The 18,999-nt window shown below is 45.6% G+C and carries 17 protein-coding genes and 1 pseudogene; 11 read left to right on the top strand and 7 right to left on the bottom strand.

Annotation, left to right across the window (positions count from 1 at the left end; all coding sequences use genetic code 11):
- Positions 1-58 precede the first annotated feature (58 nt).
- From pxpB to C5O19_RS08500, 4 genes are read left to right on the top strand one after another with little or no spacing between them, the layout of a single operon-like run.
- Positions 59-742 carry a 5-oxoprolinase subunit PxpB gene (pxpB, locus tag C5O19_RS08485; RefSeq protein ID WP_104711305.1) on the top strand — a complete coding sequence of 228 codons (684 nt, stop codon included), beginning with the start codon at positions 59-61 and terminating at the stop codon, positions 740-742.
- Positions 743-746: 4 nt separating this feature from the next.
- The gene (locus tag C5O19_RS08490; protein WP_165795970.1) at positions 747-1,721 is read left to right on the top strand and encodes a 5-oxoprolinase subunit C family protein; all 975 of its coding nucleotides are present in this window, start codon (positions 747-749) and stop codon (positions 1,719-1,721) included.
- Positions 1,711-2,436, top strand: a complete 726-nt coding sequence (locus C5O19_RS08495; protein ID WP_104711308.1) for a LamB/YcsF family protein — start codon at positions 1,711-1,713, stop codon at positions 2,434-2,436. The genes C5O19_RS08490 and C5O19_RS08495 overlap by 11 nt, the downstream gene beginning before the upstream one ends.
- 30 nt (positions 2,437-2,466) lie before the next feature.
- Positions 2,467-3,645 (top strand): NRAMP family divalent metal transporter, encoded by a 1,179-nt coding sequence (locus C5O19_RS08500; RefSeq protein WP_104711309.1) that lies wholly within the window; start codon positions 2,467-2,469, stop codon positions 3,643-3,645.
- A gap of 62 nt (positions 3,646-3,707) precedes the next feature.
- Here the strand turns inward: C5O19_RS08500 and C5O19_RS08505 are convergent, their stop codons facing one another.
- Both C5O19_RS08505 and C5O19_RS08510 read right to left on the bottom strand, forming a co-directional pair.
- Positions 3,708-4,208: a hypothetical protein gene (locus C5O19_RS08505; protein ID WP_104711311.1), complete on the bottom strand. Its 501-nt coding sequence runs from the start codon at positions 4,206-4,208 to the stop codon at positions 3,708-3,710.
- A gap of 11 nt (positions 4,209-4,219) precedes the next feature.
- Positions 4,220-5,374 (bottom strand): zinc-dependent alcohol dehydrogenase, encoded by a 1,155-nt coding sequence (locus C5O19_RS08510; protein ID WP_104711313.1) that lies wholly within the window; start codon positions 5,372-5,374, stop codon positions 4,220-4,222.
- 1,118 nt (positions 5,375-6,492) lie between these two features.
- Here C5O19_RS08510 and C5O19_RS08515 point away from each other — a divergent pair.
- Together C5O19_RS08515 and C5O19_RS08520 are read left to right on the top strand one after the other, a co-directional pair.
- Positions 6,493-9,216, top strand: coding sequence for a T9SS type A sorting domain-containing protein (locus C5O19_RS08515; RefSeq protein ID WP_104711315.1), 2,724 nt, complete (start codon positions 6,493-6,495; stop codon positions 9,214-9,216).
- Between the two features lie 147 nt (positions 9,217-9,363).
- Complete coding sequence (locus tag C5O19_RS08520) at positions 9,364-10,023, top strand: hypothetical protein (RefSeq protein ID WP_104711317.1); 660 nt, start codon at positions 9,364-9,366, stop codon at positions 10,021-10,023.
- A 608-nt stretch (positions 10,024-10,631) separates the two neighbouring features.
- Here C5O19_RS08520 and C5O19_RS08525 read toward each other — a convergent pair.
- The gene (locus tag C5O19_RS08525; RefSeq protein WP_104711319.1) at positions 10,632-10,898 is read right to left on the bottom strand and encodes a hypothetical protein; all 267 of its coding nucleotides are present in this window, start codon (positions 10,896-10,898) and stop codon (positions 10,632-10,634) included.
- Between the two features lie 345 nt (positions 10,899-11,243).
- On the opposite strand from C5O19_RS08525, the gene C5O19_RS08530 reads away from it, so the two are divergent.
- Positions 11,244-11,798, top strand: coding sequence for a glycosyl-4,4'-diaponeurosporenoate acyltransferase CrtO family protein (locus C5O19_RS08530; protein ID WP_104711321.1), 555 nt, complete (start codon positions 11,244-11,246; stop codon positions 11,796-11,798).
- 634 nt (positions 11,799-12,432) lie between these two features.
- Here the strand turns inward: C5O19_RS08530 and C5O19_RS08535 are convergent.
- Positions 12,433-12,711, bottom strand: a complete 279-nt coding sequence (locus C5O19_RS08535; RefSeq protein ID WP_104711322.1) for a hypothetical protein — start codon at positions 12,709-12,711, stop codon at positions 12,433-12,435.
- A 168-nt stretch (positions 12,712-12,879) separates the two neighbouring features.
- Between C5O19_RS08535 and C5O19_RS26500 the strand changes: the two are divergent.
- A pseudogene (locus tag C5O19_RS26500) lies at positions 12,880-13,104 on the top strand (Imm53 family immunity protein); the annotation flags it as partial.
- Between the two features lie 187 nt (positions 13,105-13,291).
- On the opposite strand, the gene C5O19_RS08545 reads toward C5O19_RS26500, so the two are convergent.
- Complete coding sequence (locus tag C5O19_RS08545; RefSeq protein WP_104711324.1) at positions 13,292-13,780, bottom strand: hypothetical protein; 489 nt, start codon at positions 13,778-13,780, stop codon at positions 13,292-13,294.
- A 488-nt stretch (positions 13,781-14,268) separates the two neighbouring features.
- On the opposite strand from C5O19_RS08545, the gene C5O19_RS08550 reads away from it, so the two are divergent.
- Positions 14,269-15,210, top strand: a complete 942-nt coding sequence (locus C5O19_RS08550; RefSeq protein WP_104711326.1) for an AraC family transcriptional regulator — start codon at positions 14,269-14,271, stop codon at positions 15,208-15,210.
- A 184-nt stretch (positions 15,211-15,394) separates the two neighbouring features.
- Positions 15,395-15,763 (top strand): hypothetical protein, encoded by a 369-nt coding sequence (locus tag C5O19_RS08555; protein WP_104711327.1) that lies wholly within the window; start codon positions 15,395-15,397, stop codon positions 15,761-15,763.
- A 169-nt stretch (positions 15,764-15,932) separates the two neighbouring features.
- Here the strand turns inward: C5O19_RS08555 and C5O19_RS08560 are convergent, their stop codons facing one another.
- A complete protein-coding gene (locus tag C5O19_RS08560; protein WP_133163328.1) occupies positions 15,933-16,445 on the bottom strand; it encodes a hypothetical protein in 513 nt (170 codons plus the stop codon).
- An 83-nt stretch (positions 16,446-16,528) separates the two neighbouring features.
- Entirely contained in the window at positions 16,529-17,491 is a 963-nt protein-coding gene (locus C5O19_RS08565; protein WP_104711331.1) for a tail fiber domain-containing protein, read from the bottom strand.
- A 1,249-nt stretch (positions 17,492-18,740) separates the two neighbouring features.
- Between C5O19_RS08565 and C5O19_RS08570 the strand changes: the two genes are divergently transcribed.
- Positions 18,741-18,935, top strand: coding sequence for a hypothetical protein (locus C5O19_RS08570; RefSeq protein WP_104711333.1), 195 nt, complete (start codon positions 18,741-18,743; stop codon positions 18,933-18,935).
- Positions 18,936-18,999 lie beyond the last annotated feature (64 nt).

The following is an 18,999-nucleotide window of genomic DNA, read 5'->3' on the forward strand; positions in this document are numbered from 1 at the left end:
AATCCATTGGAAAAGGTGTAACGCTGCAGCGTTGCACCTTTTTTTGTAGTTTGCCGTCATGATACCTCCTGTACACTGCTACGTACTATCGGAACGGGCCCTGGTCATTGCCTGGGTGCAGCGAATCGATCCAGCCATTGCCGCCTCGATACGAAAGCTTCAAAAGCAACTGACTAACCAACCCTTCGAAGGAATGCTGGAACTGGTGCCTGCGTACGCATCCCTCACTGTTTTCTACGATCCCTTGCGGGTACGGAACCAGTACGCCACCTCAAACAGCCAGCGTTGGGTGGAGGCTTACCTTTGGCAACACATCGAAAAGGAACAGGATCAGGTGGTTACTTCGGCAAGTCGGCACATCGAAATTCCCGTGCAGTATGGTGGTGTGAACGGGCCGGATTTGCCTTACGTTGCTCAACACTGTGGTCTGAGCGAAGCCGAAGTGATTGACTGGCATAGTCGGGCCGTGTACCAGGTTTATCTGCTGGGCTTTGTACCAGGCTTTGCTTATCTGGGTGGCCTGAACGAAAAACTGGCAACTCCCCGAAAGCATACGCCCCGCCAGGGTGTACCCGCCGGGTCGGTGGGGATTGCCGGTGCCCAGACGGGTATCTATCCCGTCCCGATTACGGGAGGCTGGCAAATCATTGGTCGTACCTCACTTACCCTTTTTGATGTACGGGAGAATCCCCCGGCCCGTTTGCAGGCGGGGGATACCGTTACTTTCGTCCCGATTTCGTAAGCCCATGATCGCACGTGTTGTAAAAGCTGGCGTACTGACCACGGTACAGGACTTGGGCCGAGCTGGGTATCGATCCCAGGGGGTAGTCGTTGGAGGGGCCATGGACGGCTTTGCCCATCGCATCAGCAATTCGTTGGTGGGAAACTCCGCTGAATGGGCCACGCTGGAAGTGACCTTCGGCGGACTGGAGTTATACTTCGAAGCAGAGAGTTGGATTGCCATTACCGGGCACGGTGTCGCCGTACGGATCGATGGTACCGAGGCTGATTGTTGGCGGCCGTTGCGGATAGCGGCGGGTAGCCGCCTGCAACTCGCTTATACGGGTCAGGGCTGTCGAAGTTATGTTGCCATACGGGGTGGTTGGCAGGTACCCGAGGTGCTGGGAAGTTACAGTACCTATTTGCCCGCTGGCTGGGGTGGTTACGAGGGCAGGGCGTTAAGAACCGGCGATGTGCTGACTTACGGGCAAAACCTGCCACCGCTGCATCCCTCGTTAAACTGGTCGCTGGCACCAGCGGCTCTGCCTGCGTACCAGACACATCCTACGGTACGCGTGATTCGCGGGCCTGAATGGGGATTCTTTACGCCGGAAAGTCAGCGAGCGTTTAGCAGACAGTCGCATGAAGTATTGCCCCAGAGCAATCGGATGGGGTATCGACTGGAAGCCCGGATGCAAAAACTACGAACGACTGAATTGCTCTCTACGGCCGTAACGGCGGGAACGATACAGGTCTTACCCGATGGAAATTTAGTGGTCCTCATGAACGATGCTCCCACGACTGGGGGCTATCCCCGGATTGCTCAGGTCATCGAGCCGGATTTGAGCGTAATGGCCCAGCTGGTGCGTGGAAATCAGGTTCAATTCTCGTTATTAAGTCCGGAGCAGGCTGAAGATAAATATGTACAATACCAGGAATTTACCCGGAACCTGGAAGAAACGTTAGTTCAACGCTTACACCCTACTACTAATGTTCATTGATATTAATTGTGATCTGGGCGAGAGTTTTGGAGCCTATACCCTGGGCAACGATGAAGCCCTAATGCCGTTTATTACTTCTGCGAATATTGCCTGCGGTATGCACGCGGGTGATCCACGAATCATGCATCAGACCGTGCAGACCTGTGTACGGCAGGGCGTAGCCATCGGGGCTCATCCGGGCTTTGCGGATTTGTCTGGTTTTGGCCGAAGAACCATGGGTATTAGTCCAGCCGAAGCTTATGATCTGGTACTCTATCAGATCGGAGCTTTGTACGGATTCGTGAAAGCGGCCGGAGCCCGGCTGCACCACGTCAAACCCCACGGGGCTCTGTACAATCAGGCTGCCAAAGATCCCGCTCTGGCCGAAGCCATTGCCCGGGCGGTGAAAGATTTTGATTCACAATTATTTTTATACGGACTGGCTGGAAGTGCTCTCGTGGAAGAGGCGAAGCGACTAGGCGTACGAACCTGTAGTGAAATTTTTGCCGATCGAACGTACCAGTCAGATGGGACGCTTACGCCCCGCACCAACCCAAATGCCTTGATTCACGACCCGGCTCAGGCCGTTGGGCAGGTGATGCAATTCATCCAAGAAAAGGAAAACTGGGCCGAGACGGTATGCATTCATGGCGATGGGGCACAGGCTGTTTCCTTTGCTCAGGCTCTGTACACTCATTTTCAGGAACAAGGCATTCAGCCTCAGTCACCCGTTTAGTAAGTAAATTACTCCCTTTTTCTTTCATATATGGCAGCTAAGCCTACCTCTACCTTATCCACGCTACTCGGAGCTGCCTTTCTGATGGCTACTTCGGCCATTGGACCGGGTTTCCTCACCCAAACCACGCTTTTTACGGTACAATTAAAAGCCAGTTTTGGCTTTGTGATTTTGCTGTCCATTTTGCTGGACATTGGTGTACAGCTCAACATCTGGCGAATCGTCATTGCTTCCGGTCAGCGAGCACCCGATTTAGCCAATGCTCTCTTGCCGGGTGTCGGGCACTTTTTATCGATCCTGATTGCCCTGGGCGGACTGGTTTTTAACATCGGAAATATTGCCGGAGCAGGCCTGGGACTGCAAGTTTTGCTGGGGATACCCGTCGCCGTAGGAGCGGGGCTGAGTGCCGGACTGGCCATTGTTCTATTTCTGGTGAAAGACGCCCTGCGAGCCATGGATCAGTTTTCAAAAATACTGGGTCTGTTGATGATCGCTTTAACGCTGTACGTGGTCTGGACAGCCCATCCGCCTTTGGGCTTAGCCGTAGAAAAAACCTTTCTGCCTGACACCATCGATACCACGGCCATCATTACGCTAGTGGGTGGAACCGTGGGAGGGTACATCACCTTTGCCGGTGCTCACCGCCTGCTTGAGGCGGGTATGAGTGGTCCGGAGGCCATTCCACAAACCAATCGGGGGGCGGTTACAGGCATTGCTGTAGCTTCGGTGATGCGGATTTTACTCTTTTTGGCGGCTTTGGGCGTCGTGATGCAGGGCTTACCGATTGATGCGGCCAATCCGCCCGCTTCCATGTTTCAGCAGGCAGCTGGCTTGCTGGGGTACAAGCTGTTTGGACTCGTGATGTGGAGTGCCGCCATTACCTCGGTCGTGGGTTCGGCGTATACGTCAGTGACCTTTGTTCGTACGATGCATGCACGGCTGAACAATCAAACCAAAGCCGTCACGGTAGGATTCATCGCCCTGTCAGCTCTTATTTTTATGCTGGTAGGAAACCCCGTAACGATTCTGGTGGCTGCCGGAGCCCTGAACGGCATGATCCTGCCCGTAGCTTTACTGATCCTGTTAATTGCGGTACACCGACTTCCTTTTGGTAAAACCTATCGTCATCCCTTTTGGCTTACGCTGGTGGGAGTGCTCATCATGGTTGTGATGGGATGGATGGCCGTTCGTACTCTGAGCAGTTTATAAAGCAAAAGAGGCTGAACAACGGATCCTGTTGTTCAGCCTCTTTTGCTTTATATTTAGCCGTATTAGTCTTCGTCCTCATTCGAATTGCTCCGGCAAAGCAACGCTACGGCGGTGGCGGTAACCAGAGCACCAACGGCCAGCTTGGTAATGAGTCCTTTGCGATTGTATTTCCACTCTGCGTTCCAGCCTTTCTCGGCCAGAATATTCGGAACGTAGCCTCGCTTCAAATCATCAATGATTCCTTCGACTACGTTGACGCGGTCCGCAAACAAAAGCGGTAACCAGTGACCGTACTCCGATTCACTGAATTTAAAGGCATATCGACGGATGGCTCCGCTCATTCCGGAAGGGGGACTTGAAGTTCCGAAAACGGCCGTTATACCGGGTCGTTCGTTGGAATGAAGCACTTCCACGTTGACGGGTTGCTGGGGCGGTTTTTCGTAGTTGAGCCGCCGATGATCATCCCCCGTGTAGTTTTTCATGGGGTAGGTGGGTTCATTTTTAGGGTCCGCATCAATCCCCCAGCCCTTGATATGTGCGTAATTACTGGCTAAATCTTCCATACAATTTTTGTTTATACCCGTGCAGAAGGTGGAATAAGAATTGTCTTGATACAGTTATCCAGCTTGGCTGAAAAAATGTGATAGGCATCGGAAACTTCCTCCAGCGGAACGCGGTGCGTGACGATACCTTTCGGATCAATTCGCCCCGCCTGTACGTGCTCAATAAGCCTGGGCAGCAGGCGTTTGACCGAGGCTTGATTGGCCCGAATCGTAATGCCTTTGTTGACGACATTTCCAATGGGAATGAGGTTATCCGTAGGGCCGTATACGCCGACGACCGAAACAATGCCTCCTTTTTTCACGGAGTTGATGGCCCAGTGCAGAGCCGTGGCCGATCCCGCCTGCAGCATCAGTTTACGCCCCGTAATCGTTTGTAAGGCACTACCCGCCGCATCGCCGCCAACGGCATCAATACATACGTCCGCTCCGTAGAAATCCGTTGCCTTCTTCAAGAATAAAACCGGGTCCTGCATCGAACGGAAATTGTAGGCTTCACACTGGGCGTAGGTACGCACGAAATCGAGTCGGTACTCCAAGTGATCAATGACAATGACGCGGCCCGCCCCAAACAGCCAGGCACATTTAGCCGCCATGATCCCCACGGGGCCCGCCCCAAAAACAACGACGGTGTCACCGGGCTTGATACCGCCCATTTCCGCTGCCTGGTAGCCTGTGGGTACCACATCAGTCAGCAATACGGCATCATCCGGATGTATATCCGCCGGAATAACCATAGGGCCTACATCGGCGAAAGGTACCCGGACGTACTCAGCCTGACCGCCGTCGTAGCCGCCCGCCGTATGGGAGTATCCATAAATCCCTCCCACAGCGGTTGCTTCCGGATTGGATTCATGACAGTTACCGTAGAGTCCCTGCTTACAGAACGAGCAGGTGCCGCAGGCAATGTTGAACGGAACCAGTACATGATCGCCGACTTTCAGGTTTTGTACGGAAGATCCGATTTCTTCGACGACGCCAATGAATTCATGGCCGAAGGTCATACCTACCCGAGTATCTGGTACCAGACCGTGGTAGAGGTGTAAATCGGAACCACAGATACACGAACGAGTCACGCGTACGATGGCATCTTGGGGATGTTGAATTTCGGGATAGGGTTTGTGGTCTACACGTACCCTGAAGGGTCCCCGGTAGTTCATAGCAAGCATACGTACGTTTGGTTATAGGTGAAATGTGTGCTTTAGAAAAGCGTATCTTGAATAGCAACCCACTCACGTAGTATAGCAGCAGGTTTGGATTACGTATATTCTCAAAAAAAATCGAACCAGTTTTTGGCAAACCATGCAATCGAACGGTTAAGTACTTGCTCTATACGACCGAGTACTGCTTGATTGACAAAAGCGAGGAGATCTAGAAAATGATTGCCATCCATATAAGCAGGAGATCTGGTAGAGAAAAAAATGCTACTAACGAAGCGGTATACTAATGGCCAGATAGCTTTCTGAGTAAAGAGGTTCTGGTTTTTAGGTACTTAACAGGTTGCTTCTTTTCAGTCTTTGCCTGATGAAATTGAAATTCCGCTAAAAAGTAATAAAGCTTAATAAAAATCCTAGGAGAAGGTTTATCGTTCTGTAGGTATCAAGCTTGCCCCATTGAACAAGCTTGATAAAAGATACATTTAGTGGGGTGGATAAGTATAGAGACAAGAAACAAATGACAACGGAGTAACGCTTTAGCAGGCTCCGTCAGTCCGGCTGATAATCCCCTTAGTCAATCCAAACTGACGGAGGAAATTCCACATCAATTGATCTGAAATCTCACCTGCAAAAGCGGCAGAGACCTCGTCTCCGCCTTGCATGAACGAGTGCCCAACAAAGGTAGGGACTTGAGTAGTAGCGTAATCAGGCTTAATGTAACTAGAGAATACCCCCTAATTTTTAGGAAAAAAGAGAATCCTTACGCCACTGGATATACGAAAACTTAAAATTCATGGGGATCAATCGTTTTTAGCCTTTCTTTTATAGGTCTGTGTATTCTTTTCAATGCTTTGTACGGCCCGTAGGTTATCATAAACCCAAATGAATATACGCTAGCTGATAGTCAACTTGTTGTCTTTGGATTAAGCTAAAAAACGCATCAAAAAAGGTGTAGTATTGATCCTTTTCTAAATCTCTTAATTAAACAAAATAATGGCACTGAATGAGTAGTGCGTATACTTATTACGTTAGTCATTGAAACAGTACCGTATTGAAATTCTGAATGGATTGCATATTCTTTATACTAGCTTTACGCCTTTATCACACCATTGTCCATTTTAAACTAGTATATGCTTCAATTTTCTACCCGGTTTTCACTTGTCATAAAGTGCTATTTCCTCTATTTTATTCTTTCCTCAATAAACGCATCCGCTCAGTATTTTCAGCCTACTAAAGATCTTTCCACTTACACTTCGATTCCTCTTCAAGCGAATCCTGTAACACTAGGGACGGGTGACTTCAATGGAGACGGAAAACCAGATGTGGTCACGGGTAATTATTCGAATGAAAGTACCGATACAGACAACCTTAGAATTGCGATTTTACTGAATACAGGGTTTGGTCAGTTTGCGTCTCCAGTATTCTATCCAGTGACGGGAGAACCTAATGCTATAGTAGTAACCGATCTTAACCAAGACGCTAAGCCTGATTTAGTTGTATCGCTAAGCTATGGACGGGTGACAATCCTACTAGGAAAAGGCGACGGTACTTTCCAAACGCCTTTCGAAGTCACGAGTGACTACCTGACAGCCCAGTCGCTGGCCACGGGAGATTTTAATAATGATGGAAAAACAGATATAATTTTCAGTAATTATTACAGTACCCCTCACATGACTTTGCTCCTGGGCGATGGTTCCGGAAAATTTTCAGAGCCGATACGATTTGATGTGGGCCAAGAAATACAAAAAATTAGCGTAGGGGATTTAAATGGCGATCACAAACCGGACCTCCTGGCGATCAGTATTGATAAACTATATACTGTCTTGGGCAATGGCAATGGAACGTTCCAAAGTCCTAAAACCTATACCGTTCCGTATGATGTGAGAAGTATAGACGTGAAGGATTTTAATCAGGATGGAAAAGCCGATATTTTGGTTTCATCGAATTATTATCTGTTGCAAAAGGAACCTTTTCTACTCTTTTTAGGCGACGGAAATGGGGGAATGAGTACGCCCGTTTCCTTACCTTTTTTCGGTGGTGTAAAATCCACTGAGGTGGCTGATTTTAATGGCGATGGATCCTTAGATATTTGTGCGTCTACTGGGAATCAAATGGGTGTGTTGTTAAATCGAGGCAATGGCACGTTTGAATTCAGCTCGTTCTTGTCAACCCCTGCGTATTCGAGAGCTTTAACCGCCGGGGACTTCAATGGTGATGGAGCGTTGGATATACTTTCTTCGTATAGGTCAAACCTATCCGTTCATTTGGGCAATGGAAAGGGCAATTTTGGTACCATTGCTCATTATCCGCTAGCCGGAGAGAACCCACTAAGCGTAGCAACGGGCGACTTAAATGAAGATGGAACGCCGGATATTGTAACTGCCGACAGCTACCTCAACACGATCTCCGTCTTGAACAGTAATGCCTATGGAAGTTATTCCCCTCCCGTAACCTATAAATTTACGGGTCGCCTTTCAGCCGTAACCATCGGAGATTTCAACCGGGATGGCCATTTGGATCTCGCTGCTACTGACATCGGTACGACGTTTGGTATATCCTACGCAGACCGGGTTAATGTTTTCATGGGGAAGGGGAATGGAACATTCGATACCCACGTGCGATATTTTGTTGATAAATCTCCTTCAAGCATCATCGCCATTGATCTGAATAAAGATGGTATTCTGGATTTAGTTACTACGAATGCTGTCGGTAACAATGTCGCCGTTTTAGTCGGAAATCCGGATGGTACCTTTCAACAAACGCAATACTTTGCGGTAGGAAGCAGTCCTTCGCAGGTGAAGGCCTTTGATGTCAATAAAGATGGCCTGCTGGATTTATTGGTTGTAAATCGGGCCAGCAAGTCCGTTTCCGTGCTGATGGGAATGGGGGATAGACAGTTTGCCCCAGCCGTGAATTACTCCATTGACGCTATGCCTCGGGGGCTTACGCTGACCGACGTCAATCAGGACGGTTTTATAGATGTAGTAACTTCGAATGAAACGGGTACTAGCTTGTCCGTTTTGCTGGGAACTAGCCAAGGCGGATTCAGTACGGGGATTGCGATTGCAACCTTGGAAAATACGTATGCAATCACTACAACGGATGCGAATTTTGATGGCAAAGAGGATCTGTTGGTCACTCACCATGGAAGCAATACCATTTCATTGTTGCTTGCTCAGGGCAATGGATCCTTCGCGGTTCCGGTGCAGTATGTAGTGCGGAATAGTCCTCGTTCCATCGCTTTGGAAGATTTCGATAAAGATGGTAGGAAAGATGTTATTGTCGCCAATTATGCGTCCTATGACGTGAATATCCTGTACAGTCGGTTCGAAGCTCCCACACCCGTTCGACTCCTTTCGTTTACTGCCACCCGGCAGTCGGAAACCGTTCGCTTAGATTGGGCTACTGCTAGTGAAAAGGATGCGGCTCTCTTCCTGGTCGAACGTAGCCGAGAGGGTAAGACGTTTGAAGCGATTGCAACGGTGAAAGCGGCCGGTAACCGTGGAAGTAGATACGTAGCTTATGATCACCTGCCCTTGAAAGGTCTAAATTATTACCGCCTCACGCAAGTGGATGAGGATGGTAAGAAAAACTCGTATCGTCCCGTATCGGTGCGAATGAGCGGAACAGATTTGATCTATCCCAACCCTTCTAACGGTGAGTATGTGGAAGTAGAAGCCCTTGTGGCGTCTGAGATTCAACTCACGACTTTGCAAGGACAACGTTTACTGTTTAGTACGGAATCGGTCGGTGAGCAGAGCCAGAGCTTACGAATCTATCCTAAGCAGGTGCTTAAGCCGGGCGTATATCTGCTACGGGTAGCCGGCGTCACGCATAAGTGGCTGGTTCAGTAAAGTAAAGTTTTAATTCGGAAAGGGCAGTATTTCATGCAGAGTACTGCCCTTTTGTATGTTCTGATTGAAGTCTTTCGAGCGTAAAGGTTTAATTTCCTAGCCTTTACCCGTAACTTGAGCCCGAATGCTCTAAACGATTTTAATCCTATGAATCTTTTTTCAGCCATGAAGAAGCCAAGTTTACGTCAATCCTTGATTGTACTAGGGGGATGGTGCTCCGTACTATTCTTGTCGTGTTCCAAACCATCAAGCGTTAAGCCCGAGGAAGTAATTCCGGCAACGTTTGCACTGCAAGACGTTCGCTACTTTAAAGCGGCTAGTAATGGGTTTGATACGGTGGCCGTGAAACTAAAAGGAATAACGGTTTCAAACCCAGGCGACCAGCTAATTACGCAACCGTTCACCGATACTTTCGATGAGTTGGTGAAGACATCAGCATTTGAAGTCACTAATCCCAATGCTCTTCCGAAGGAGGTGAACCTGAGTGAATTTTCCGTGCGAGTGCCGGAACGGTGGTACGCCAACGATTCGTATGGGTTATTTACTGAAGCGTTCCCCTTGCGGACTCAGGAGCAACAGAAACCGTACGGATCCTACCAGAAAGAAACATTAAACCTCAGCATTCCACCTAAATCGACTATTGTGGTTGATCGTCAGATTCAGGCGTATCATCTTACCTGTTCGTTCAGTGCGGTAGTGGTGAATGAAGCAACGGGCCAGCGTTACCCGGTCAGTGGAACCTGGAAAGGCATTTCTCACTATAATAATGCGTCCGTGAAGCTTACCCAGCACCCGTTAAGTAAGTAGTAGAAAGTAAGCATGTCGAACCGCTCCTGGCAATAGTGCCATTGGGAGGAATACTCAGGTTGTGAGATAAAGTAAGGCTTTCTCAACCTACGTTGAGAAAGCTCTTTAATCGTTTAATTCAAGTTGAAGGGTAACGAACAATTGAATGTAAATTTCTGTCGGTCATCTTCTTACAGAACTCCGTCAGTTGTTTTGTTCAAATCCCCCGAATGTCCAAACCAACTGACGGAGGAGGCTCCCAACCGCCGATAAAGAGCCCCAACCTGCTTAAAGAAATAAAAGCTGTCTGACGAGCCTTTATTAAACGAGATTATTCAAAGGTAAGGCCAATATGCATAGGATAATCAGGTATAATCTGTCCATAAAGTAGCCCCCATATTTCAGGTGTAGTATATTGAAAAATAGGTATTTATAGAGGAATATTATTAAAAAACAGGCCTACTCGTTTGTTCCAACTCTTCCGTATGTCTAACTGATGAAACGAAAAGGTATTTGCTTACGGCCTTTAGTTGTTGTTTTTTCCTATCTTCTAGAACAAGAGCAGTTTGCTAATCCGATGGACAATAGGAAAAATTTTTCAAAGTTTCAAAGGCAGAAACGAGTCCAGATTAACGATCACTCCAGCCACTAGCAATGTAAAGTTGAACCACCAGCCAGCCAAGCCCTGCCAGTAATGATAAAATTGCCATCCAGCGTTTACCGGGAAAGCGGGTTTTCATGTAGAGGAGCACGAGGCCGTAAACGATTAAGCCTATACTGCCGCAGACCAAAGCGTAGAGGCTTAACCACGAGGCAATGTGAATGCCTAAGCAGACGGTGACTACAGGGAATAGTAAGGCCAGCAGGAGTAGGGCATGATAAATAGTAAGTTTCATCCGTTTAGAGGGGTAACTGGGTTATTCAATCTCTTACTCAAAAGTCTTGCCAAGGGTACGGGGTAGTCATTGAAGGATGGGCAGGTTTCAATAATAGAAACGCGAAAAACCTAAGGGGTTTGTGCAAACACTAGATGATTCTTTTACCTCAATCAAGGAAGGAACATTCGCATCTAGTCGATTTACGGTTCTTTGGAATGACAGTAAAAGTTGCTCCTCCCAAGACTTCGTTCATTACGAAACTGACGAGCTAGGCGTTTGCCTGAGTTGTTGAAGTTGATTATCTTGTTAGCGAGTTGAATTCATACCCCTAATTCAAGGAAATACATTACAATTCCTAACCTTATGCTCGTCAAATGGATGAAAATGCTACTGATCGTTGGTCTAACAGTAGCGACTGTGAGTCTCATGATTCTCTATCTGGATATTACCTCGGCTGCTTTTAGTTTGGGAGTCAATTTCGCTCTTATGTTTTGGTTTACTCTGTTTGAATCGCAGCTTAAACCCAAACTCAACTCAACCTATTTTAATTCGCAGCCTTTTGAAAAGCAAGGCAAGTGGTATAAGAAGTTAGGTGTAGAGGGATACCGGACTATTTTAACCAAAATTGGATGGGAAAAGATGAGGCAACAGCAGACACCTATCAAAAAAGATCTTCGGGCATTTCAGGTCTATGAGCGAGCTTCCCGAGTAGCCGAAGTGGGGCATTTAGTTATTGGTGGAATCGTCCTGATCATTACTACTTATGTCATACTTATGTATTCAATCAAAGATGCGTTGTGGTTAATTCTATTTAACCTCGTTTTAAATATTTATCCTATTCTGCTGCAGCGGTATACGCGTCCAAGGCTTCAGCGAATGATTAAAAAATTTGAAGTCACGGAGCTTACTAGCGTCTAAAAGTATTAGTAGTTTCGCCTGTACAGAAAGATCCTTTTAAAGATAAAAATATTCCATTTAGAGTTGAAATTGAACCATTGATCGAAATGAATAGACTTTTGTATTCCTTCCATTATAGTTTTGTTTCATTGAAACAGTCAGAGAAGTGGCGGCTTTGAAGACAGGTTCATATTAAAGCCTACCCGTGAAGACGAGTAGGCTTTTTCATTATCGTATCTACAAGCTTTAGGTTCAACACCCGTAATAACCATCCATCCATTTATTCATTCTAAAGGGTAAGATTGAAATTTAGAGTTTAAAGGAAAATTTCTTGTTGAAAGTAATGGGTTAACACTGTTCTGCTACTCAATCAAAGCATTTGTCAATACCTTATTTACTCGAACTCCTCAGTGCTTTACAGGTCAACAAAGTCTTTAGCTGTTACATAATTATATTTTTTCATTATGGAAGATTTTGATGTACTTTTACTGGTCTTTCTAGCTCCATTTCTTTTGTATCTTCTCATTCAAAAATACCTAGATTGGAAAAATAAAATATGTAAGATGTGATGACAGCAGTGGAACAGACTAACCGTACAAGATTATAGAAGCATGTAGTGGTAAAAAGAGTAAATATTTACGAATAGCATTGCAGGTTAATGGATGTGTGGGGGGCGGGTATTAATTTCTTCAAGAATGGCTTGATAATCTTTCTGGGCTTCAAGTAACGCTCTTTGTAATTGCTCATAGTCGTGATTCAAAGAGCCAAGCAGTAGAATAGCATTTTCTAAAGTTTCTACCTTGTGTAAGGCGTAATAGGTTCTCTTCGTGTCTTCAGACTTATCTTCCAAAAGTAGTCTGAACGTTAAAAGTGAAGACGACTGGGTATTCGCTAAGGACACAAGGATGCGTTCTAGAAGTAGTGGTTCAATCATGACGGTGTAGGGTTATACACCGCAAGTTAAAGGGCTGGATAGACGCGGGCAAACCATTCGTCTAATAGCCTATTAGCGAAGGAAAGGTTATTAAGGATATATTGATAATTTGCACTTTTAAAACTTACAATGATTAGATATGAGCTGGGTTAACATCAGTCATGGTATCATTCCTACTGTGACGAAGAATGGGAGCCTGCTTCTGGAGTGAGTATTTCCACGTTAGATAATCCAGGTTGGCTGGTAAAAGTTGACTTGACAGGAACCTGCCTTCAAGTAACTCAGTTAGAATATCAATTAATTGATCACGGAGATAATGATTGGTATGGATACTCTATTGAAAATAATGTTTTCAAGGTTGTGGTGATGCATTTAAGCTTTCGGTCATTATAAACGTATTTCGGCAATTAGTATATAAAAAAGACAATAGCACTGCATAGCAAACTCAAGAATCCTAGAAGTCATTTAAGTGAATGCATAAGAGAACACTATAGGCGTTCGGGCGTGAAAAGGAACCTGTCAAACCCTCCCCGGTAGCTTGAGGTATCTGTCCCCCTCCGGGATGTTTCGTGTAAGACTCTTACATAATTTCCAATCCTTCCGGAGCAGGCATTTCTTTGATACCTTTCTGTTTAGAAATCCAGTCCCATAGCTGTGAGGTTAATTCTTCAAAACGTTTAACTTTTATCCACTCCAAGGGGCTTGGTCTACAGGCCGGATTGTAGGTTACTCGTTTAACAATCCCCTTATAGCGTATCGTTAAAATATGCGAAAAAAAAGCGAAGCCGCCACTGGAACAATCGAATTCTTCTGGAAAATGCATGAAGTCTGCTTCGCAAAAAGCTCGATAAAAGGCCTTCTTTTGAGCGAAAGATAAAGGGATATGCCGCACCGAATCACCTCTTACATAGTGTTTAGTATAGGTGCCCTTAGCGGAGTCATAAACATCTAAAGGTATAGTTTGATAAACAAATGAAAAATCAGCTGGCATTTGCTCATCGTACTTGCTTTGGCAGGCAGAGAAAAAAGTAGTGATCAGCAGAAGAACGGCTAGGGATAAACGAGGCATAGGATGAGGCTAGAGATTATAGCACCGAATCTACGCAAATCGGTCAAACCAACAGCGTATTAGATAGCTAACCCTAATTCGAAAAGCCGTAATCGGCTGATTATGAATGGTGTAATTTTCCTCCGGGCGGGGTGTTGAGGTTATTCATTAGGAAGAGCTTTTGCAATGGATTTATATAGCTAAGTGGCCATTCGCTTCGCTCTTTTGCAAAAGGTAATCCTGAGTTACCTTTAGATTCAGGGAGTCTAATTTTAGATTATCCGTCATCCAATGGATAGGTATTAAGTCAATTGGTATCAATCGCTTACTCGGAATGGGGGTAGGTTCGTAGGCACACTTTAAGGCGATTTGGGATTAATGGAGAGGTCAACTCAAAACTGAGTCGGCTAAATACCGGTGAAGGTGATAGTACAATATCTCCAAAAACGATACTTAGAATAGCAATCTCAGAAGATGTTGATTTTTGCAATTGCTTATTGATCATAAACATGGTTAAAGAAGATTCCATCAAAACGTACTATTTCCGTATTAACAGATGTATTGACTACATCAAAGCTCATCTGGACCAGCCACTTACGCTAGAGGACCTTGCTCACGAATCAAACTTCTCTAAGTATCACTTTCACCGGGTTTTCAGGCAAGTTACGGGCTATGCTCTCCATGATTTTATCAGAAACGCAAGAATCGAAAGGGCCTGCTTTTACTTAAAACATGATCCACTAAAGCCGATTAGTGAGATTGCCTACGCGTGCGGATTTACTAATGCGGTATCCTTTTCTAGAAGCTTTAAGCAAGTGCATCACCTCAGTGCAAGCGAATGGCGGTTAGAACAAGCAAATAGCAAGATCGGTATAGTGGATAGCAAGATCAGTGAAGACCAGGGATTCATCCAAGGCTACCTTGCATCGAAACTAAATCGCAGGACTTCTTCTATGATCTCTCCCAATCTACCTCTGCAGGTTAAGCTGAAACAAATGCAGAGCTTCAAAGTAGCCTTTATCCGTAACCTAAACATTCATCAGCACGACAGTGAAACGTTTGAAAAGATGTTTGACACCCTGTTTGCCTGGGCTGGGCCCCGAGGCCTGATCCACTTTCCTCAAACGAAAGCACTGACGATATTCCGTAGTAATCCGAATCCTTCCGGAATGATACAAGCTGATGTGGCCCTGTCTGTACCCGAGGAGGTAGCTGGCGATGGCATCATTGGTACTGCCGAGATCACCGGCGGTCTATTTGCAGTGGTTTACAAAGAGGGCACCATGGAGGAATGCCAAGAAAGCTGGCAATATTTCTTCAGTCAGTGGCTGCCAGCGAATGGGTACCGGCCGGATCATCGCAATTTTTATATGAGCCATTTAAATGACCATAAAATGCATCCTCTCAGGCATTATATCTACGAAATGTACGTGCCTGTAATGCCATTGTAAGATAAAAAGCCCCATACAAGGGGCTTTTTATTAAAGGCGTTGGAGACGTAGCAACCGGCCTGCGTTGGAGCCTTTACCTATCCTGCTCAAACGCTAGTTTGAAGTCCTCTTATCTTACAAATTAACAGACTACGATACAACTAATGAAAATGGAAAGGGGTCTTAGCTAAAAACTACTCGAGCTATGAAGCACTTCTTAGGCCTAGTAATCATTCTAAGTATTCTTTCTGCGTGCCGGAAGGAATCACTTGACTCTAAAACTTCACGTTGTCAAAATGCTGCCTATCCGTATGAGCGGACATCGGAGGTGCATCTGGTATCAGCTACTGTTCGAGCAGCAGTAATGAACAACCAGCCCATCAATGAGTACTGGATTTATCCAAGCGATAGTAGGCAAGTAGGTCCATTAACCCCCTGCAACCTGCCCATAGAATTCCAAAAAGATAGCTTGAAAGTTAAAATTAGCGGCTACATGCTAAGCTTTCCAGGAATGGAATATATGGACTTAACAGCTTTCCCTTTTGAAGTAACAGAGATTCAGCTAGCAAAATAGGAAACCTGGAGCGTATTAAACAGCCATTGGTTAAAGGTGAAATGTCTGCACTCGCATGCAAGCACCTACCCGAAACCCGGTATTTCTCCATCTTTCCGATCAAGACCTCTTTGTAGAGGACTAATATATAGTAGCTAGCTAAATTGGATAGATGTAAGGCTTTTCAGTATCAGTTTGGCAATGGAGCTGGCGGGGGCGGTGGTAGGGGTACATAGCTTCCAAAATGGATTTTTTTAGAAGTGGGTTTCAACTCTAACGTGTCAAAGAGTGGTGTTAAGCTGTAAGCTAAAGCCACAATGCTTGGCGAAGCTACGTTAGAATAACCGCCGGCCTTGTGTACAGTGCGGTTTGCTTGGTGTATCCAAAGATTGTAGGTAAAAGCATCAGCAACTATTCCTGTTGAGGCACTATCCGCTTCATAATGATAAAGGGAGTCGATAGCGATGTTTAATTTATGAATGACACTTGAGTCAACTTGCCCCTGAAAATAATTAGTTTCAATATCACGATGTTTCCAAAATAGCACTGTTCCATCCTTTGCAATTTTAAAAGAATAGTTACGTGGAAGGTATTCACCTACAAAGCTACCCTCAAGTGTATCAAAAGCAGGCTGGTACGTGTTTACTTTAGGCCCAGGACTACAGGCAGACACAAGCCAGGCAAGCAGTAAGCATCGTTTCATAGCGGTGAGGCTGTAAGCAGCCAATATAGCAAAGAAAGCTTACCCGGGACAGCGAGTAGGCTTCTTCATTAGTTGTGTAGGAGTTATTTTTGAGCTAAACCACCGAGTTGCTTTTTAATCCAATCAATGTCTGCTTTTAAGGAAGCTGTCTCACTCTTTAACGTACTTTTTTGGAATTCAAGTGTAGCGTTCTGATTGCTTAAGGAAGCATTCTCCTGTTGAAGCTCTTTGACGGCGACTTCCAGCTTTTCCACCTTCTCAATGAGTGCTTTGATGGCAATTAGGTTGACGCCATCAAAATCCGCTTGATTAATCGACTTATCTTCTCCGATAGTCCCTAACTCGTCTTTACCAAAAGCCGCGTAGAAATCCTGAGCCATAGGACCGTAATGACGGTACTGTTTTACATCTTGACCTTTGTAGTTCCAAGTACCGAGTCGCATGTTGCTGATTTTTTTCAGAAAGGCAGCTCCGTCAGCTGAGCGAAAATTTTCTTTACGCGTGGAGTCAGAGATAACAGACCACGCATTGCCCGAGCTATTCAGTTTCACGCCAACCGCTGAAGCCTGAGGATCATTCGACGTGTAAAGCATATACCCATTGCCGAATCGCATGGTCAACTGATTGGTAGCAGTGCTATTAAACACATAACCTCCGTAGTCGCCGATAATCATAGATCCTTGGTAGGAGTTGGTTGAAACATTGTTGCCGATCGCTGTAGAATTGCTGCCACTAGCGGTAACACGAAATCCAATAGCGAAAGTATTGGCCTTGCTGGCCAGGGCATTATAACCAATACCGAAAGAGCGGATACCTACCTGGGCATTATCCCATTGATTACCATCAATGCTACCCACCCGAAAGGCCGCTTTATCTGCAAACCAGAGGAGTTTTTCGCCCGCACTGATGACATCCGCTCCGAACAGCACGTCTCTATTACCGGCAACGTTGAAGAATGCTTTCGGCGTGGAAGTACCAATACCTATTTGAGCATGTGCAGAAAAGCAGTAGACCCCAAGGCCTAGGGAAAGTAAAACGTGTTTCATAGAAGTTAGTAGAAGTAAGTAATGAGGTAAATGTTTGCCTAAACTACATAAAACCAATGACTTATACGCTTTGATTGTTTGATGGTGAAAATATTTCTTGAATTATTTGTGGGAATATTCCACGAGTCCTACGCCTTTGAACCATGCAAACATTTACAAGTATCGAGGAGGCGTTTAAAGGGTAGCTTGCTCATATCGATCCCTCATTACCAACTGATGTCAAGAAAAGCAAGTTTACAAATGCCTGGAGGGACTATACACACAACAAAGGAACCTCAGATAAGAGAATGCTCGAAATCCTTCATGAATATGAGAAAGTCGAGGTTAAGACTGTTGTCAAATTCACTCCTAACTAAGGAGTCTATTTTTACCCTTTTTTGTTAAGATTCTCTACAAATCAAATCTTAAATCACTGACCATCAGGTACAACAAATTTCATTTCACCCCTCGGCACCAAAAGAGCTTCTGCTACTAACGACAACGGAGTTTCCTGAACGCCTGCAAGAGACCGTTGATTATTACTGGTGTGCGTTTAATACCGGGTTAGCCTACGTAGGCATAAAGCTTTTGAATAAATCCAGCGTAGTTGAGGTAGGGTATAAACTGTACTTGCAAGGGGCACGTGAGAAAACAGATACGAAGTATTTCGTTCCACATACGGATGCAGAATGAGTTTCTACGTTCGGATGAGACCACAGCCGCCATGTTGGACCATAAATCAACTAAAGAGCTTAAAAACTAGCTGCCGAAATCATCTTCCAGAATGCGAAGACCACACGAGAAGATTATGACTCCAACGTCTCTGTACATAAACGTCGAAGACGATGGAAGACAGCACGTAGCCGAGTATCATCGAATCGGATCGAGACCATCTGCCGGCACATTGAAGACCCCATGACAGTCCATCACGTATAGATATTTCCGTTCTAAACAATCCATTTTTTTTCAACGCTTTCCTTCTTTCACTGCCCCGCCGTGATTTTAAATAATCGAACGACGTCTTCGCTGAACAGAGAGAGCGGCTAAAGGACCTCATCTGGATTGCCATCTACTAACCATTTTCAGCCTCTTAGGGCTTCTCTAGGAGGCTGATCTTTTTCAAACGTTAGAACTACTTAATGCGGTTTCTATTCCCCTTCATCAGCTTGAGGAGGAGGAACGCTACGATGTGGCTGTAGCATTCACGGCAATGGTTGAACTATTGAGCAAGCTTGCAAAAGAGCGTCACGACGTCGATGCCCAGGATTAGATGGCTTTGGGCAAACGGCAGCTTAAAAAAGATAGCTTTGAAACCATAAACCCGTCTAGTGTTGCTGAGCGGGTTTATGCGTTTTTAAGTGAGCTTAAAATTCACCAGATAAAGGTTCATGATCAGCTAGGGAAAAAGAAGGTGATCCATGTAACGAACAACTCCCAAAGCCTTGCAAAACGTTGGGAGTATTAATGGCCACTTCTCTCCTCATTCACCAGGTGAGAAGCGGGAATAATGATAAACAAATTATCTGATA

Origin of the sequence: Siphonobacter curvatus (assembly GCF_002943425.1) — a bacterium.
Taxonomy (GTDB): domain Bacteria; phylum Bacteroidota; class Bacteroidia; order Cytophagales; family Spirosomataceae; genus Siphonobacter; species Siphonobacter curvatus.

Coding starts and splice junctions, on each gene's coding strand:
- pxpB (WP_104711305.1), top strand. CDS start 59: ATGATACCTCCTGTACACTGCTACGTACTATCGGAACGGGCCCTGGTC.
- C5O19_RS08490 (WP_165795970.1), top strand. CDS start 747: ATGATCGCACGTGTTGTAAAAGCTGGCGTACTGACCACGGTACAGGAC.
- C5O19_RS08495 (WP_104711308.1), top strand. CDS start 1,711: ATGTTCATTGATATTAATTGTGATCTGGGCGAGAGTTTTGGAGCCTAT.
- C5O19_RS08500 (WP_104711309.1), top strand. CDS start 2,467: ATGGCAGCTAAGCCTACCTCTACCTTATCCACGCTACTCGGAGCTGCC.
- C5O19_RS08505 (WP_104711311.1), bottom strand. CDS start 4,208: ATGGAAGATTTAGCCAGTAATTACGCACATATCAAGGGCTGGGGGATT.
- C5O19_RS08510 (WP_104711313.1), bottom strand. CDS start 5,374: ATGCTTGCTATGAACTACCGGGGACCCTTCAGGGTACGTGTAGACCAC.
- C5O19_RS08515 (WP_104711315.1), top strand. CDS start 6,493: ATGCTTCAATTTTCTACCCGGTTTTCACTTGTCATAAAGTGCTATTTC.
- C5O19_RS08520 (WP_104711317.1), top strand. CDS start 9,364: ATGAATCTTTTTTCAGCCATGAAGAAGCCAAGTTTACGTCAATCCTTG.
- C5O19_RS08525 (WP_104711319.1), bottom strand. CDS start 10,898: ATGAAACTTACTATTTATCATGCCCTACTCCTGCTGGCCTTACTATTC.
- C5O19_RS08530 (WP_104711321.1), top strand. CDS start 11,244: ATGCTCGTCAAATGGATGAAAATGCTACTGATCGTTGGTCTAACAGTA.
- C5O19_RS08535 (WP_104711322.1), bottom strand. CDS start 12,711: ATGATTGAACCACTACTTCTAGAACGCATCCTTGTGTCCTTAGCGAAT.
- C5O19_RS08545 (WP_104711324.1), bottom strand. CDS start 13,780: ATGCCTCGTTTATCCCTAGCCGTTCTTCTGCTGATCACTACTTTTTTC.
- C5O19_RS08550 (WP_104711326.1), top strand. CDS start 14,269: ATGGTTAAAGAAGATTCCATCAAAACGTACTATTTCCGTATTAACAGA.
- C5O19_RS08555 (WP_104711327.1), top strand. CDS start 15,395: ATGAAGCACTTCTTAGGCCTAGTAATCATTCTAAGTATTCTTTCTGCG.
- C5O19_RS08560 (WP_133163328.1), bottom strand. CDS start 16,445: ATGAAACGATGCTTACTGCTTGCCTGGCTTGTGTCTGCCTGTAGTCCT.
- C5O19_RS08565 (WP_104711331.1), bottom strand. CDS start 17,491: ATGAAACACGTTTTACTTTCCCTAGGCCTTGGGGTCTACTGCTTTTCT.
- C5O19_RS08570 (WP_104711333.1), top strand. CDS start 18,741: ATGGCTTTGGGCAAACGGCAGCTTAAAAAAGATAGCTTTGAAACCATA.